This is a genomic window from uncultured Kluyvera sp. (assembly GCF_902485085.1).
In the GTDB taxonomy this organism is placed as follows: domain Bacteria; phylum Pseudomonadota; class Gammaproteobacteria; order Enterobacterales; family Enterobacteriaceae; genus Kluyvera; species Kluyvera ascorbata.
In genome coordinates, this window is sequence record NZ_CABTJS010000034.1 from 1 (window position 1) to 11,201 (window position 11,201).

Genomic DNA, 11,201 nt, shown 5'->3' on the forward strand with positions numbered 1-11,201 from the left:
CTGCGCGCCGTGGATCAGCGTCAGCGTGTTCTTCACTTCTTTGCCTTGTTCAATCGGTTTTCCGCAGTGGCGGTAAGCGCATTTCTTCTTTTGCATAACTCCCCCGTTAATGGCTAAGGGCATTGCCTACACCATTCAGAAACACTTCAACCAAAAGCTCGGTTGTGTAAGTGCGCTCTACGCCGCGATGCAAATACAAACGACCTCGTGCGTTGGCTGATGCAGTCCAGGTTGCGTCTTTGTGTTTGACGAGTATGCCGGGCAGAACTGCGCCGCGGTTGATCGTCTGTGTGCCGTAGTGCTGATGAACCATGCTGATTCCCTCTCGTTTGCCCTTGTCGCCAGGCTGGCGGAACGTTGTTGAACCTTATGCGCGTTATGTTTCGCGATGAGGTGATGATAGCTAAAGCGATTTCATCAATCAATCGTTTTGGCGATATTTATGTGATTTAAGCGATTGCCATTTGATTTATAAAGCGATTTATTTTTGTAAATGAAGCGTGCTATGTTCAAAAAAAACACAGGAGGCTACATGAGACCGCCGATCACAAAGGAAGAAGTCGAGTTACTTATTCAGGATATGGAGATGCTGGCAGAGCAGCAGATAGTAGGGCTGGAGGCGTACGAGGCTCTAAGACTGCTGGAGATGCGCAGACAGACCGGTAAGTTGGAGGCTATAAAGCGATTGATATCGCATGGGAAGGAATAGGGCACAAAAAACCCGGCTCGGTGGCCGGGTTGCATTGTACTTAGCTTGCGTTTTCGCAGCCTGGAAGGCTACGGTCAATGATTAAGTTACCTTCTACGCGTAGGCCGATTTTACCAAAAATAAACGCCTGGTTGAGCTGAGTTACAACCACATCACTCAGTCCAACAGCGCAGCGGTCTTTCTCGATCGCACGGTCTGCCGCGGTTTTGACGTTAGGAATGCCAGTAGGGAAGATGATTACTGGGTAGCTGTCCTCAGCGGTAACTCTCTTACCCTTGTAAAACTTACCACCGTTGAGGTTGTAATTTTTGGTGCTTGCCACAGTCAGATCAGCCACACGAACAGTACAGCCAGACAATAAAAGCGCTCCAAGCGCTAAAAGAACTACTTTCTTCATTTGATGTTTCCTTTGATTGCAATCAGAAACATCTTAACATGATTCAAGGGGTTTGAAGATCACCTATTCTAAGGGCTTTATGGAAATAAAAAACCCGGCTCGGTGGCCGGGTGGTGATTATTCACCTAAGTCTGGCAATAATATTCTCTCGATCAATGCTAGAGCCTTTTGATCCCGCTCAGCAAAATACTTCGGTGCATATTGCGGAAGCCATACATTGTTGAAGTGTTCTTTGAAATCAGCTAAGTATTCATTGGGGTAAAGCCTTGCGGGGAAGATACGGCCGTCTGGATATTCATGATCATATGTGGGAAAGGTTTTTGGCTCTACACCCCTGTTCGCTCTAAGCCAATTAGAGAAAACTTTACCCTGTGATATATCTGGAACCATCTTCTCGGGGAGTGTGTAGCCCGCCTGTTCTAAAGGAGCTACAAGGTTGAACGTCAACTCATTTAAGATTGAGAAATGGGTGTGTGGTATTCGTCCGCGATTCACCATGTATCTTTTAAGGTGAGCGGGAAGCTCTACTGGGACTCTTTCGCCAGACATCCACTCGCGCACCCACCGTGACACCTGAACAGCAAATTTAGGAGACAGCCACTGGGCGAGGTTGATCGCAATATCCGGATGAACCCAAGTCCCTTGGTTTTCAGACCTTCCACCCTTAAATGATTGAATTAATTCCGATATGGGAATTCCCATATCGCTCGATAATTCATCAAAAAAGTCTTCTGTAGATTTCAGTCGAGTATAATCAGCAAGTAATTTTCCGGCAGATTTACACATCGCGGTAGCATTAATGTATCCATCCTTCGTCCTAAGATGAATAACTTCACCATCAATTTCCCTTGCTATTAATGCTAGATGGAACTGACTCATCGGCGACCTCATTTTGTGAGAAATTATATCTAGGAATTACGCTCTTTCTACGTTCGCTAATTTCTGGAAAAACAACCATTACTGCCTATGCACCCGGCGTGGCATACCCACCTACGATGAACCACGTAAGAAACACTACTGCAACGATGAACACTATCACCGGAAAGGCGATTCCAATTCTCATAAAGACACCTGTCTATCCATGTTTTCTATACGTCTGCGGCATGCTGCCGATTACCTTTCCGAAGACGAAGACCCTGTTAAGCTCATCGCGCTCTATCGGATCCCATGGCGCATACGTCTTGTTATCTGATATCACGAGCAATTTATCTTTCATCATCTGAAGGCGCTTTACGTGAGCTGTTTCGTCGTAAAGGAATGCGTAAATACCATCCCCATCAAATCGCTGTACGCTGATATCCACAAACAGTAAGTCACCCGGCTCAATCGTTCCAGACATGCTGTCCCCACGAACGTTGATGATGCGGATCTGTTCCTGCTTACGGCCGTTAAACATATGTCTAGCTTCTTCAACCGGATACTCAACTGAATGAAGGACTTCTACAAATTCGTTATTAATAGCGCCAGGACCCGCGCTAACCGAGAAATCAAGAACCTCAATTCGGAAGATGTTGGAGGTCACTTTTCCTTCGCCAATGATTTCAGGCTTACGGCCATCATCTCGCATAAGACCAGAACCAGTAGAAAGCCATTCAGGGCGAACGCCGAGAACTGATGCTATCTCGACAGTTTTTCTTGAGCTGGAAGCGCCATTTAATAGCTTGTTAACACTGGACTGTGCCATGCCAACCGCCTTAGCGAGCCTACCTTGCGTATAGCCAGCCTCGATCATTGCACGATTTAAACGCTCAGAAAAACTCATAAAAACACTCCCAGGATAGTCCTTGAAAATATTATCGCCTCAGCGATGAATTGGCAAAAAATCGCATAGGCGATTGACATTCGTTATGGCGATATCCATAATCAATCGAAATCAATAGCTGGAGTGATTATGAAAAATTCTGCTGTAGAAAAAGCGATTGCCATAGCTGGTAGTCAGAAAGAGTTGGCAATACGTTGCGGTAAGGCTCAATCCACAATCTGTGATTGGTTGAATGGGAAAAAACAAATCTCCCCGGTCCACGTGCCTGTTTTAGTTAGGGCAATTGGAGGCAGGATTCAGGCCCATGAATTCCGCCCAGACCTTCCCGAGTTATTCCCGCACCCAGATAACAACGCCTGACCGGCACTTTAACCACGAAAGGGAAAGCATCATGCAATCACTTACGTTTCAAAATAATAACACTGCAATGGATAGGCGATTGATATCTCAGAATCAGCTCAAGGCTGCCTCTGGTGATAGCTTAAGCCACCACGCAGTTTGCTCAGCCGTTCGCGCTTGGGCAGCGTCAATTAACAATCAGGACTTCGTTACTGGGCTGATTGTCGAGGAATGGGAACGGCGGGGCGGTGGTGAGTTGGATTTTCCGGCCGATCTTAGCCGTCGCCGTCAGAAACTGTTCCGCTGGCTAGACGGCACCACCATGGCGGCGCAGCGCAATGTTCAGTTGCTGACCCCGGCAATCCTTGCTGTTCTTCCTCTGGAGTTCCGGGGACGTCTGGCGCCACAGGATGACTTCATGTCGCGCTATGCGGCAATGGAGAAAGAGGTTAGCGAAGCAAAACGAGCGCTGATGCTGAATGCGCCACAGCACCAGATGGTGAAAGAAGTTCGTGAGGGAATCGAGCATCTGCTGGGGCTGCTGCCGGTTGAAGCTATGGCTCAGGTTCTCAGCGGTATAGCAGCTGTTGCCCCTGGCATTCTGTGAGGTATCGATGAAAAACATCAGAAGTGAAAAGGCGAAAGCCGCGGTGCGCGAACACCAACGGCTTTCTTGTGCAAAAACGGCTAGTCATTGCGAGATCATTATGACAAACGCATGTACAAAACACCAGGCGAAAGGAGCATAGCATGTCGAATGTTGCTTACGCCGATTTTGCGGCGCGAATCGCCGTCAGGAGCAACCGGATGGAGAACCAGAAGACCGGATTCATCCCGTTGTACCGGAGTGTACTGAAGAAGCCATGGGCTAAAGATGTATTCCTGCGCACTCTGTGGGATAACCTTCTGATGGCCGCTGCTCGTCAGCCTTATACGGCAACCTTTAAAGGCCGTCAGTGGCCGCTACAAACCGGACAACTGGTGACCACATCTGCCGATCTCGGGCTGAAACTATGCGACCGAAACGGAGAGCCAACAAGCCGCCATTCAGTTGAGCGCATGCTGTCGCTTTTCGTCAAAGAGGGCATGATTTCAACGGCTGGAGAGAAGCGAAAAGGCACAGTGATAACCATCACAAATTATGCCCAATATGCTCAAAAAACAGACGATTTACCCGCGCATTACCCCGCGCATTTCGGCGAGCATTACCCAGCGCATGACGAAGCCAGTAATGGCGGGGCTTGCGGAGGTGATGCCGCGCATTTACCCGCGCATAAGGCCGAGCGTTTCCCCGCGCATCATGAACAACAAGGTAATAACAACAATATAAATAATAAGATCTCTTCGTCTCGGAATTCTGAAGAATCCCGAAACGAGGCGACTGAAAAATTCCTCTCACGTCATCCTGAAGCTGCTGATGGAATTTACACACCCGCCGGTAAGTCCTGGGGGACTGCTGACGATCTCAAAGCTGCGCGCTGGATTCACGCCATGCGCCTGAGGATTAACGCAAGCCTGAACGAACCAAAGTGGGTTGAGTGGGCCAACACAATCCGGCTGATGCGCGTGCAGGACAACCGCAGCCACTACGAAATTTGTGAGCTGTTCCAGTGGGCGAACAAAGATGATTTCTGGAAAGACAACATCCTGAGTCCATCAAGCCTGCGCAAGCAGTGGGAACAACTGGCAACCAAACGCCTCCGCTGTGGCGGGCATACAGCCCCGGCGGCCGGAGCGGGTAAGGTCGACTTCAACAACACCGACTGGATCAACGGGGTATTCGATGAAAACTCTCTCTGAGCAGATGGTCAACTTCGACCGCGAGAACTTTGCGCGCGTGGCATACGGGATGCCGGAGTTGCAGGACACCCAGGCAGAGCAGACGGCGGAAATCTTCAACGCACTGTTCAGCGCGCTGCGCGCTGCGTTTCCGGCTAGTGTCCACAGTTTCAACGACCAGGACGCATTCAACGAACTGCGCCGCCAGTGGCTGCTGGCTTTCCGCGAGAACGGAATAACCACCATGGAACAGGTAAACGCCGGTCTGCGCGTTGCGCGCCGTCAGGAGCGTCCGTTCTTACCATCGCCGGGGCAATTCATCGCCTGGTGTCGTGAAGGCCGTAGCGCGCTTGGTATTAGCGCTGCTGATGTCATGGCTGAGTACTGGAAGTGGCAGAAGCTGGTTTTCCGTTACCCGTCCAGCGAGCAATACCCATGGCCTAAACCTGTGCTGTATCACATCTGCCTGGAACTGCGCCACCGCAGCACCGAGGGCCAGTTAAGCCGCCAGGAACTGGAGCGCGAAGCCGTCGCCGTTCTGGACATGTGGGAGCGTCGAGTGCAGTCCGGTAAGCCTGTGCCGCCAATTCGCCGCGCCCTGGCAGCACCGAAAGCAGCGACCGGGCCGACACCGGCTCAGATGCTGATGGCACAGTACAAACGCAACAAAGACGCGGGGAGGGCGTGAGCATGAACGAGTTCACCAAAAAACATACGCAAAAAGCGATCGCAATTATCGCTGAGTACCTCCAGCGCGCGAGCCGGAATGAGCAACTACAGGAAGCCAAAGTGCGCCTGGACAAGAAAATGGTTCTGCTTTCCGACGATGAGCAATGCGATCAGGGCATGCTGATGACTGCGTTTGTACCGGCCATGACCAGCCACACCCGGGAGAAGTTCTTCGAAGAAATTGCTGTAGCACTGGAGGCCGCACAATGAGCAAATCACTGAACGCTCGCTGCATCCGTCGCTGGACCGTCGAATTTAAAGGTCGATGTGACTCGAAATTTAGCCCGTACTGGCGTAAATGCGACCTGCGTGGGTATATCCGGGAGGCCGCGCTTACTACTGCTGATTGCATGGTCGAACGCCTGGCTGAGAATAATGCCCGTGTAGATTTTGGTATTGACGGATGGTCCCCTGAGTTTTCCTCCTGGTACGACGAACGCCGAGAGCAGTATCTGAAAGAAGCTCGCGAGGCTCTTGATGAAGACGCTACAAACGACGAAATCGACGAAGAGATCCAGAACGAGCTGGAGGCATGGAATGACTGAGATCACCGCATTGGTGGCGACTATGAAAGCGACGGCAGAGAAAGCAAAACATGCTGGCGAGGCGCAAATTATGCCGTTCGATACGCGAGTCGCCGCTCTCAATGAGTTTCAGTTGGCTGCGTGTCCAGCCAACGTTCTGGCGCTGGCGAGGGCGCTGGAGAAGGCGCTGCGGAACGAAACCCTAACCGAAGCTGAGCGGCAGGCATGCCTCGGGTTGATACGCGATAGGGATGCGCAAATCACAGAGCTGGAGTCTCGCACCGTCACCGTGAAGCTGCCAGAACGCTACGACGTTGAAACGTACCCATTACAGTCGCCGAAGGGTGAATGGTATTCCCGAGACGATGTGCTGACCATGCTGGCTGCCGCTGGCATCCAGGTTATCGAAGGAGAGGGATAATGAGCGAAACAATCAAGCACCCAGCTATTCGCTATCACGGTGCAAAGTTCCGCCTGGCGCCGTGGATTATCGAACAGATGCCGGAGCATGTTTGCTACGTCGAGCCGTTCGGCGGTGCTGCTGGCGTGCTGCTGCAAAAACCTCGCAGCTATGCGGAGGTTTACAACGACCTGGATGGGGAGGTGGTGAACCTGTTCCGTGTGCTGCGCGACGCCGAGATGAACCAACGCTTGCAGGATGCATGCTAACACCGTATTCTCGCGATGAATTTTGCGCTGCACGTGAAGTGACAGAAGATCCGATTGAGCGAGCCAGGCGCATGGTTGTGCGCGCCAGTATGGGCTTTGGTTCAGCGGCAGGCATTGGTGGTAACTCTGGATTCCGTAGCGACAGCAAGCGCAAATACGCTACGGCGGCGCATCTTTGGGAGCGTTACCCGGAAAACCTGTCGGCAGTCTGCCAGCGCCTGCAGGGTGTCATCATCGAAAATAAAGACGCGCTGGCCGTGATGCGCGCACACGATGCCGAAACCACGCTGCACTACATTGACCCTCCGTACGTCGCAGAAACACGCGTGCAGGGGAACCGTTACTACAACCACGAGATGACAACGGAAGGACACGAGCAACTTTTGTCTGTGGCCAGAACGATGGCTGGCATGGTGATTATTAGCGGGTATGACCACGAGGTCTACAACGACATTCTGGCCGACTGGAGAAAGATGGAAAGAGGTTCGCGTATCAGCGCCGGGCGCGGCACGAAAGTTAGAACTGAATGCCTGTGGATTAACCCGGCAGCGCAGCATAAACAGGAGCGTGCAGCATGACAATCAACTTAACAGACCCAGCTAACCAACCTGCAAACTCTCCACTCACAGGTGAGCGCATTGAACGCGTTATCGAAGCGCTGGAGAGTTCGCTCAAGTATCGCAACGGCAGCAGCATGGACCATTTCATTGCTGATGCGGTGAAGGGGCTGAGAGAGCTGCGGGTTAGTCGGGAAGCGCTGCCGGTGATTGATGCTGACTTGCTTCATGCGTCTGCGTCAGCGATTGAGGATTTGCTCACAACGAAAGATAGAAGCGGCACCCATGCATGGAATGACATGCCGGCGAAACTCCGGAAGGCTACGCAACGTTCGCTCAATGTAAACCTATAAGTGAGACTTACAAGCTGCCGGCTAGCGTCATAGGCGCACTTGAAAAGGCTCTCCAGACGATGTCTTTCATGGGCGATAAGCCTAACAAAGCTGACGCGTATGTGTTGACGTATGCAGCGCCAATTGTGAAGAAGCAGTTTAATGCCCCTGGCATGCAGGGGCTGGCGATAACAGAGTATGATCTGTGTGCTTAGTTCTTTTTGCTTCCGTTAGGATCATTTAAAAGTGAATTCAACCTACCTAAAGCTTTTCCTGCTACAGTATCATCAGTACTAGCTACGCCTTGAAGACCATCAAGGCCAATGCCTGCTAGTTTTCCGGTGCGGCCAATCCATCCACCATTGATGGTGTTTTGGTAATTATTTATAGTTTCTTCGAGTTTAACGGCTTTGGTATGCAACGAACCATACTTTTCATTCAATTTAAGATTGTCAGTTGTTAATTGAGCAACCTCTTTATCTAAAAGAGAATTTTTATCCAAAACCCTTTTAAGATCTGTTTTTAAATTTCTTAGCTCTTTTTCTTTTTCAGTAAGATTTGTTTGTAAGTTTCTTAGCTCTTGTTCCTTTTCCGTAAGAGCTGCGGTTAGTTCTCCCATGCTATCCTTAGATTTTATGATTTCTTCTTTCATGGCCTGAATATCCTTTTCAGCGCCGGTCTTAACTTTATCATATGTTACATCTTGCTTTGCCTGAAGGCGTTGCAGACGTGTTGCGCGAAGTATACGTTTTGCCTTGCGGTGGTTTTCTATAGAGTCGTTGTTGTCTAGCGGCTTGGCCTGCCAAGCTGAAATTATATTGTTAATCCATGGAAGGCAACCGCACAGGATGACTACAGAAATGCATGGGTATAGAACCACCGTTTTCCAGTTGCTAGTGTCTGAGATGTAGGTGATTTTGTCGATAATCCCTGAGTCGCTTAGGAAAAGGTATAAAATTGATTTCCAGTTAAATGCGCACCATGAAAGCGAGAACGCGCCAAATACAGGGTTACTTATCCTCTGCACAGCTGTATTGACGGTAGAGGAAAAATATTCTTTAAGTGATTCAAGCATCCGAAGGCCCTTTTAGGTTTTTTCTGATTCTACCTATAAGGTAAGCAAACTGCATCACACAAAAAAATGCCCACCGAAGTGGGCGAACTGTTAACAAGGGATGGTATGGGCACTACGGGTATCACGGTCCTAAGGCGTGATTGGGTTGTGGTATTGAAAGTCAGCGTTTCCTTCGTCGTCTTGATATCCGCAACAACCACACCAACTGTACCGAGCACAGGGCTTCCCAGAGTGGTACATCATCGACCAGGACTACAGCGGTAAGAAGTACGCAAAAGACAAGCAGGTTGCTCGCTGCGGCAATGCTGTGCCGCCACCGTTTGCTGAGGCACTAGTGCGGGCGAATCTACCGGAGCTTTGCCAGTCGAAACAAATCGCGGCCTGACCTATAATGTCCTCTGACTATCGAGGGTTTTTTTATGCCACATGAAGAAATGACACCAGCTGAAAAATACAAAGCACAGAGGAAGCGGTATAAAAAGCATATGCTTCAATCCGAAATAGCAAATGCCAAGAGATTTGAAACTGGGGAAGTGACCTCGGTAGATGGTTACAGGTCTCCTTACGAAATGAGGAAAAAGAGAGGGAGAACTGCAGACTGATGCTGGATTGCAACATATCAACCAAACCAAGGAATGGTCAGGAAAGGTAAATATTCGCGGCGACAGGCCCGTTAAGACTGTTGATTCGACAAAACTCGACACGGAGTCCTGGTCTTAAGTGCTCGGATTTAGTGTGATAAACTGCTGAAATATGAAGTAGAACGTCTTTACGACCGTCTGATGGGGTAATGAAACCTTTGCCACTGATAGAGTCAAAGCTTTTTACAATTCCTGTCATTTTACGAGACAAATAGATTCCTTGTTAAAAATACGAGGCAAACTATACACGTAAAAAAAATAAAAAGCTAATTATACTGCTTTATTTTGATAAGGACTCCTGGATGGCTAAAATAAAATTTGCTTATCAGTGATGGAAATGCATTAATGAGACGGTGAGTTTGAAATACAAACGCAACGTAAAACATTCTACTGAGCAGTCCTCATAGCCAGGCTCTATCGCTGATATCTCCTCTCTTTGAGTCTAACGTACAATACTATGCGTTTATTATAATTCTTAGATTAAAACACTCAAAAGGAGCTAGTGTGTCTTCAAGAATAAAAGGTTTGGTTAAGTGGTACAACGAAGATAAAGGATTCGGCTTTATCTCTCCGATTGATGGAAGTAAAGATGTATTCGTCCATTTCTCTGCCTTTCATGGTGATAATTTAAAAACATTGTTTGAAGGGCAAAAGGTTGAGTTTGCGATTCAACGCGGAGATAAGGGCCCGGCCGCAGCCGGAGTAATTCTTTGCGATAAATAAAAATATACAGGCCTGCGATAACGATGATGGATTATTCCTGAGTGGACAGGCCTGCCGTTAGGTACGTATCAGATGTACACTCTAAACATCAGGTCAGTGCATTTTTACATTTGTATGAGTGTACTGACCGATGTGATGAAGTGCAGGTTTGCTGCATGAAGAGTCTAAAAGCAGAAGCTAACTGCTTGTAAAATAATAAAGTGCGTAAGAGGCTAGGCTGCCTCCAAAAGCATCACTTCAACTTTATGATACACAATCTTTTGCCAAATGAGTTAGTTAGAATAAGCAAACGACACTATTTGGCAATGGTTGTTTTTTTAGAAACGTTGTGAGGACTTGAACAACGTGTTGCAATATGGGCAGACTAATTGAGAGCCTTTCTGCACTCTTATGAAACTATGCTCAGAGTTTTTTGAACAGTTTGGGCATAAGCACTTGATTAGGTAATTTCGGTTTTGTTGCGAGTTTTTACGTCCGGACATAGACATCTCCTGATTTACGGGAATGTCACCATACACGGTTATTAAGATAGTTGCTTATGTTTTTTAGAGTTTTGCACGAATATTACAATGTAAAATAATGCAACCTTCTGAAGGCGAACAATCCAACTGTCATTAAGAGGTATATTTTATTAGATTAAATATTCATTTTAGATGCCCATGTTGTCATGGGTCTCAATATCGAACGTCAATCTTTGATGTTTCAGAAAAAAATCCATTTGGGGCAAAGTGTATTTTTTGTAAAACAACAATGGTTTTTAATGAGTCAGTAAGCATCAAAGGTAAAACCCTGAGACTAGCCGAGTAAAGTCTTTATTGATTCCCTACTCCTATCATTGACATGACTGGCGGGTGATGCTGCCAACTTACTGATTTAGTGTATGATGGTGTTTTTGAGGTGCTCCAGTGGCTTCTGTTTCTATCAGCTGTCCCTCCTGTTCAGCTACTGACGGGGTGGTGCGTAAC

General features: G+C 48.4%; 24 protein-coding genes and 1 pseudogene. 16 read left to right on the forward strand and 9 right to left on the reverse strand.

From position 1 onward, the window contains the following. Positions 1-123: YdaE family protein (locus RDN66_RS05130; RefSeq protein ID WP_308537640.1), on the reverse strand; the 123-nt coding region annotated here is incomplete at its 3' end. Further along, positions 107-313, reverse strand: coding sequence for a cell division inhibitor protein (locus RDN66_RS05135; protein ID WP_308537624.1), 207 nt, complete (start codon positions 311-313; stop codon positions 107-109). The genes RDN66_RS05135 and RDN66_RS05130, both read right to left, overlap by 17 nt. 192 nt (positions 314-505) lie before the next feature. Here RDN66_RS05135 and RDN66_RS05140 point away from each other — a divergent pair, with 192 nt between their 5' ends. Then, positions 506-709: a hypothetical protein gene (locus RDN66_RS05140; protein ID WP_308537625.1), complete on the forward strand. Its 204-nt coding sequence runs from the start codon at positions 506-508 to the stop codon at positions 707-709. A gap of 40 nt (positions 710-749) precedes the next feature. Here the strand turns inward: RDN66_RS05140 and RDN66_RS05145 are convergent, their stop codons facing one another. From RDN66_RS05145 to RDN66_RS05160, 4 genes are all read right to left on the reverse strand, one after another. Further along, positions 750-1,106, reverse strand: coding sequence for a hypothetical protein (locus tag RDN66_RS05145; protein WP_123652401.1), 357 nt, complete (start codon positions 1,104-1,106; stop codon positions 750-752). A gap of 117 nt (positions 1,107-1,223) precedes the next feature. Then, positions 1,224-1,985 (reverse strand): KilA-N domain-containing protein, encoded by a 762-nt coding sequence (locus RDN66_RS05150; RefSeq protein ID WP_308537626.1) that lies wholly within the window; start codon positions 1,983-1,985, stop codon positions 1,224-1,226. A gap of 85 nt (positions 1,986-2,070) precedes the next feature. Further along, the gene (locus tag RDN66_RS05155) at positions 2,071-2,169 is read right to left on the reverse strand and encodes a YoaK family small membrane protein (RefSeq protein WP_308537627.1); all 99 of its coding nucleotides are present in this window, start codon (positions 2,167-2,169) and stop codon (positions 2,071-2,073) included. Positions 2,170-2,181: 12 nt separating this feature from the next. After that, positions 2,182-2,868, reverse strand: a complete 687-nt coding sequence (locus RDN66_RS05160; protein ID WP_308537628.1) for a helix-turn-helix transcriptional regulator — start codon at positions 2,866-2,868, stop codon at positions 2,182-2,184. A 129-nt stretch (positions 2,869-2,997) separates the two neighbouring features. On the opposite strand from RDN66_RS05160, the gene RDN66_RS05165 reads away from it, so the two are divergent. The 10 genes from RDN66_RS05165 to RDN66_RS05205 all read left to right on the forward strand — a co-directional run bounded on the left by RDN66_RS05165 (position 2,998) and on the right by RDN66_RS05205 (position 7,818). After that, positions 2,998-3,228, forward strand: coding sequence for a YdaS family helix-turn-helix protein (locus RDN66_RS05165; protein ID WP_308537629.1), 231 nt, complete (start codon positions 2,998-3,000; stop codon positions 3,226-3,228). Positions 3,229-3,259: 31 nt separating this feature from the next. Next, positions 3,260-3,814 (forward strand): toxin YdaT domain-containing protein, encoded by a 555-nt coding sequence (locus RDN66_RS05170; protein WP_374043985.1) that lies wholly within the window; start codon positions 3,260-3,262, stop codon positions 3,812-3,814. 200 nt (positions 3,815-4,014) lie between these two features. Further along, positions 4,015-5,007: a replication protein gene (locus RDN66_RS05175; RefSeq protein ID WP_308537641.1), complete on the forward strand. Its 993-nt coding sequence runs from the start codon at positions 4,015-4,017 to the stop codon at positions 5,005-5,007. After that, complete coding sequence (locus RDN66_RS05180; RefSeq protein ID WP_308537631.1) at positions 4,991-5,674, forward strand: replication protein P; 684 nt, start codon at positions 4,991-4,993, stop codon at positions 5,672-5,674. The genes RDN66_RS05175 and RDN66_RS05180 overlap by 17 nt, the downstream gene beginning before the upstream one ends. Before the next feature lie 2 nt (positions 5,675-5,676). Next, positions 5,677-5,925 carry a hypothetical protein gene (locus tag RDN66_RS05185; RefSeq protein WP_308537632.1) on the forward strand — a complete coding sequence of 83 codons (249 nt, stop codon included), beginning with the start codon at positions 5,677-5,679 and terminating at the stop codon, positions 5,923-5,925. Further along, complete coding sequence (locus RDN66_RS05190; protein ID WP_308537633.1) at positions 5,922-6,260, forward strand: hypothetical protein; 339 nt, start codon at positions 5,922-5,924, stop codon at positions 6,258-6,260. The genes RDN66_RS05185 and RDN66_RS05190 overlap by 4 nt, the downstream gene beginning before the upstream one ends. After that, positions 6,253-6,660 carry a hypothetical protein gene (locus RDN66_RS05195; protein WP_308537634.1) on the forward strand — a complete coding sequence of 136 codons (408 nt, stop codon included), beginning with the start codon at positions 6,253-6,255 and terminating at the stop codon, positions 6,658-6,660. The genes RDN66_RS05190 and RDN66_RS05195 overlap by 8 nt, the downstream gene beginning before the upstream one ends. Then, on the forward strand, positions 6,660-6,908 hold the full coding sequence (locus tag RDN66_RS24265; protein WP_374043986.1) for a DNA adenine methylase: 249 nt from the start codon (positions 6,660-6,662) through the stop codon (positions 6,906-6,908). Before RDN66_RS05195 ends, RDN66_RS24265 begins: the two co-directional genes overlap by 1 nt. Then, positions 6,902-7,486, forward strand: a complete 585-nt coding sequence (locus tag RDN66_RS05200; protein WP_374043987.1) for a DNA adenine methylase — start codon at positions 6,902-6,904, stop codon at positions 7,484-7,486. Before RDN66_RS24265 ends, RDN66_RS05200 begins: the two co-directional genes overlap by 7 nt. Further along, on the forward strand, positions 7,483-7,818 hold the full coding sequence (locus RDN66_RS05205) for a hypothetical protein (RefSeq protein WP_308537635.1): 336 nt from the start codon (positions 7,483-7,485) through the stop codon (positions 7,816-7,818). Before RDN66_RS05200 ends, RDN66_RS05205 begins: the two co-directional genes overlap by 4 nt. Before the next feature lie 190 nt (positions 7,819-8,008). Here the strand turns inward: RDN66_RS05205 and RDN66_RS05210 are convergent, their stop codons facing one another. Then, a complete protein-coding gene (locus tag RDN66_RS05210; protein WP_308537636.1) occupies positions 8,009-8,872 on the reverse strand; it encodes a hypothetical protein in 864 nt (287 codons plus the stop codon). Between the two features lie 193 nt (positions 8,873-9,065). Between RDN66_RS05210 and RDN66_RS05215 the strand changes: the two are divergent. Further along, a pseudogene (locus RDN66_RS05215) lies at positions 9,066-9,257 on the forward strand (DNA cytosine methyltransferase); the annotation flags it as partial. Between the two features lie 34 nt (positions 9,258-9,291). Further along, entirely contained in the window at positions 9,292-9,474 is a 183-nt protein-coding gene (locus RDN66_RS05220; protein WP_308537637.1) for a hypothetical protein, read from the forward strand. Positions 9,475-9,511: 37 nt separating this feature from the next. Here the strand turns inward: RDN66_RS05220 and cspF are convergent, their stop codons facing one another. Then, positions 9,512-9,724, reverse strand: a complete 213-nt coding sequence (gene cspF / locus RDN66_RS05225; protein ID WP_072011377.1) for a cold shock-like protein CspF — start codon at positions 9,722-9,724, stop codon at positions 9,512-9,514. A 293-nt stretch (positions 9,725-10,017) separates the two neighbouring features. Here cspF and RDN66_RS05230 point away from each other — a divergent pair, with 293 nt between their 5' ends. Next, positions 10,018-10,236 carry a cold shock domain-containing protein gene (locus RDN66_RS05230; protein WP_035893861.1) on the forward strand — a complete coding sequence of 73 codons (219 nt, stop codon included), beginning with the start codon at positions 10,018-10,020 and terminating at the stop codon, positions 10,234-10,236. 317 nt (positions 10,237-10,553) lie between these two features. Here RDN66_RS05230 and RDN66_RS05235 read toward each other — a convergent pair whose 3' ends face one another. Next, positions 10,554-10,724 (reverse strand): YnfU family zinc-binding protein, encoded by a 171-nt coding sequence (locus RDN66_RS05235; RefSeq protein ID WP_308537639.1) that lies wholly within the window; start codon positions 10,722-10,724, stop codon positions 10,554-10,556. Between the two features lie 142 nt (positions 10,725-10,866). Between RDN66_RS05235 and RDN66_RS05240 the strand changes: the two genes are divergently transcribed. Next, complete coding sequence (locus RDN66_RS05240) at positions 10,867-11,043, forward strand: cold-shock protein (protein ID WP_308537642.1); 177 nt, start codon at positions 10,867-10,869, stop codon at positions 11,041-11,043. Positions 11,044-11,141: 98 nt separating this feature from the next. Further along, positions 11,142-11,201: IS1 family transposase (locus RDN66_RS05245; RefSeq protein ID WP_001623223.1), on the forward strand; the 60-nt coding region annotated here is incomplete at its 3' end.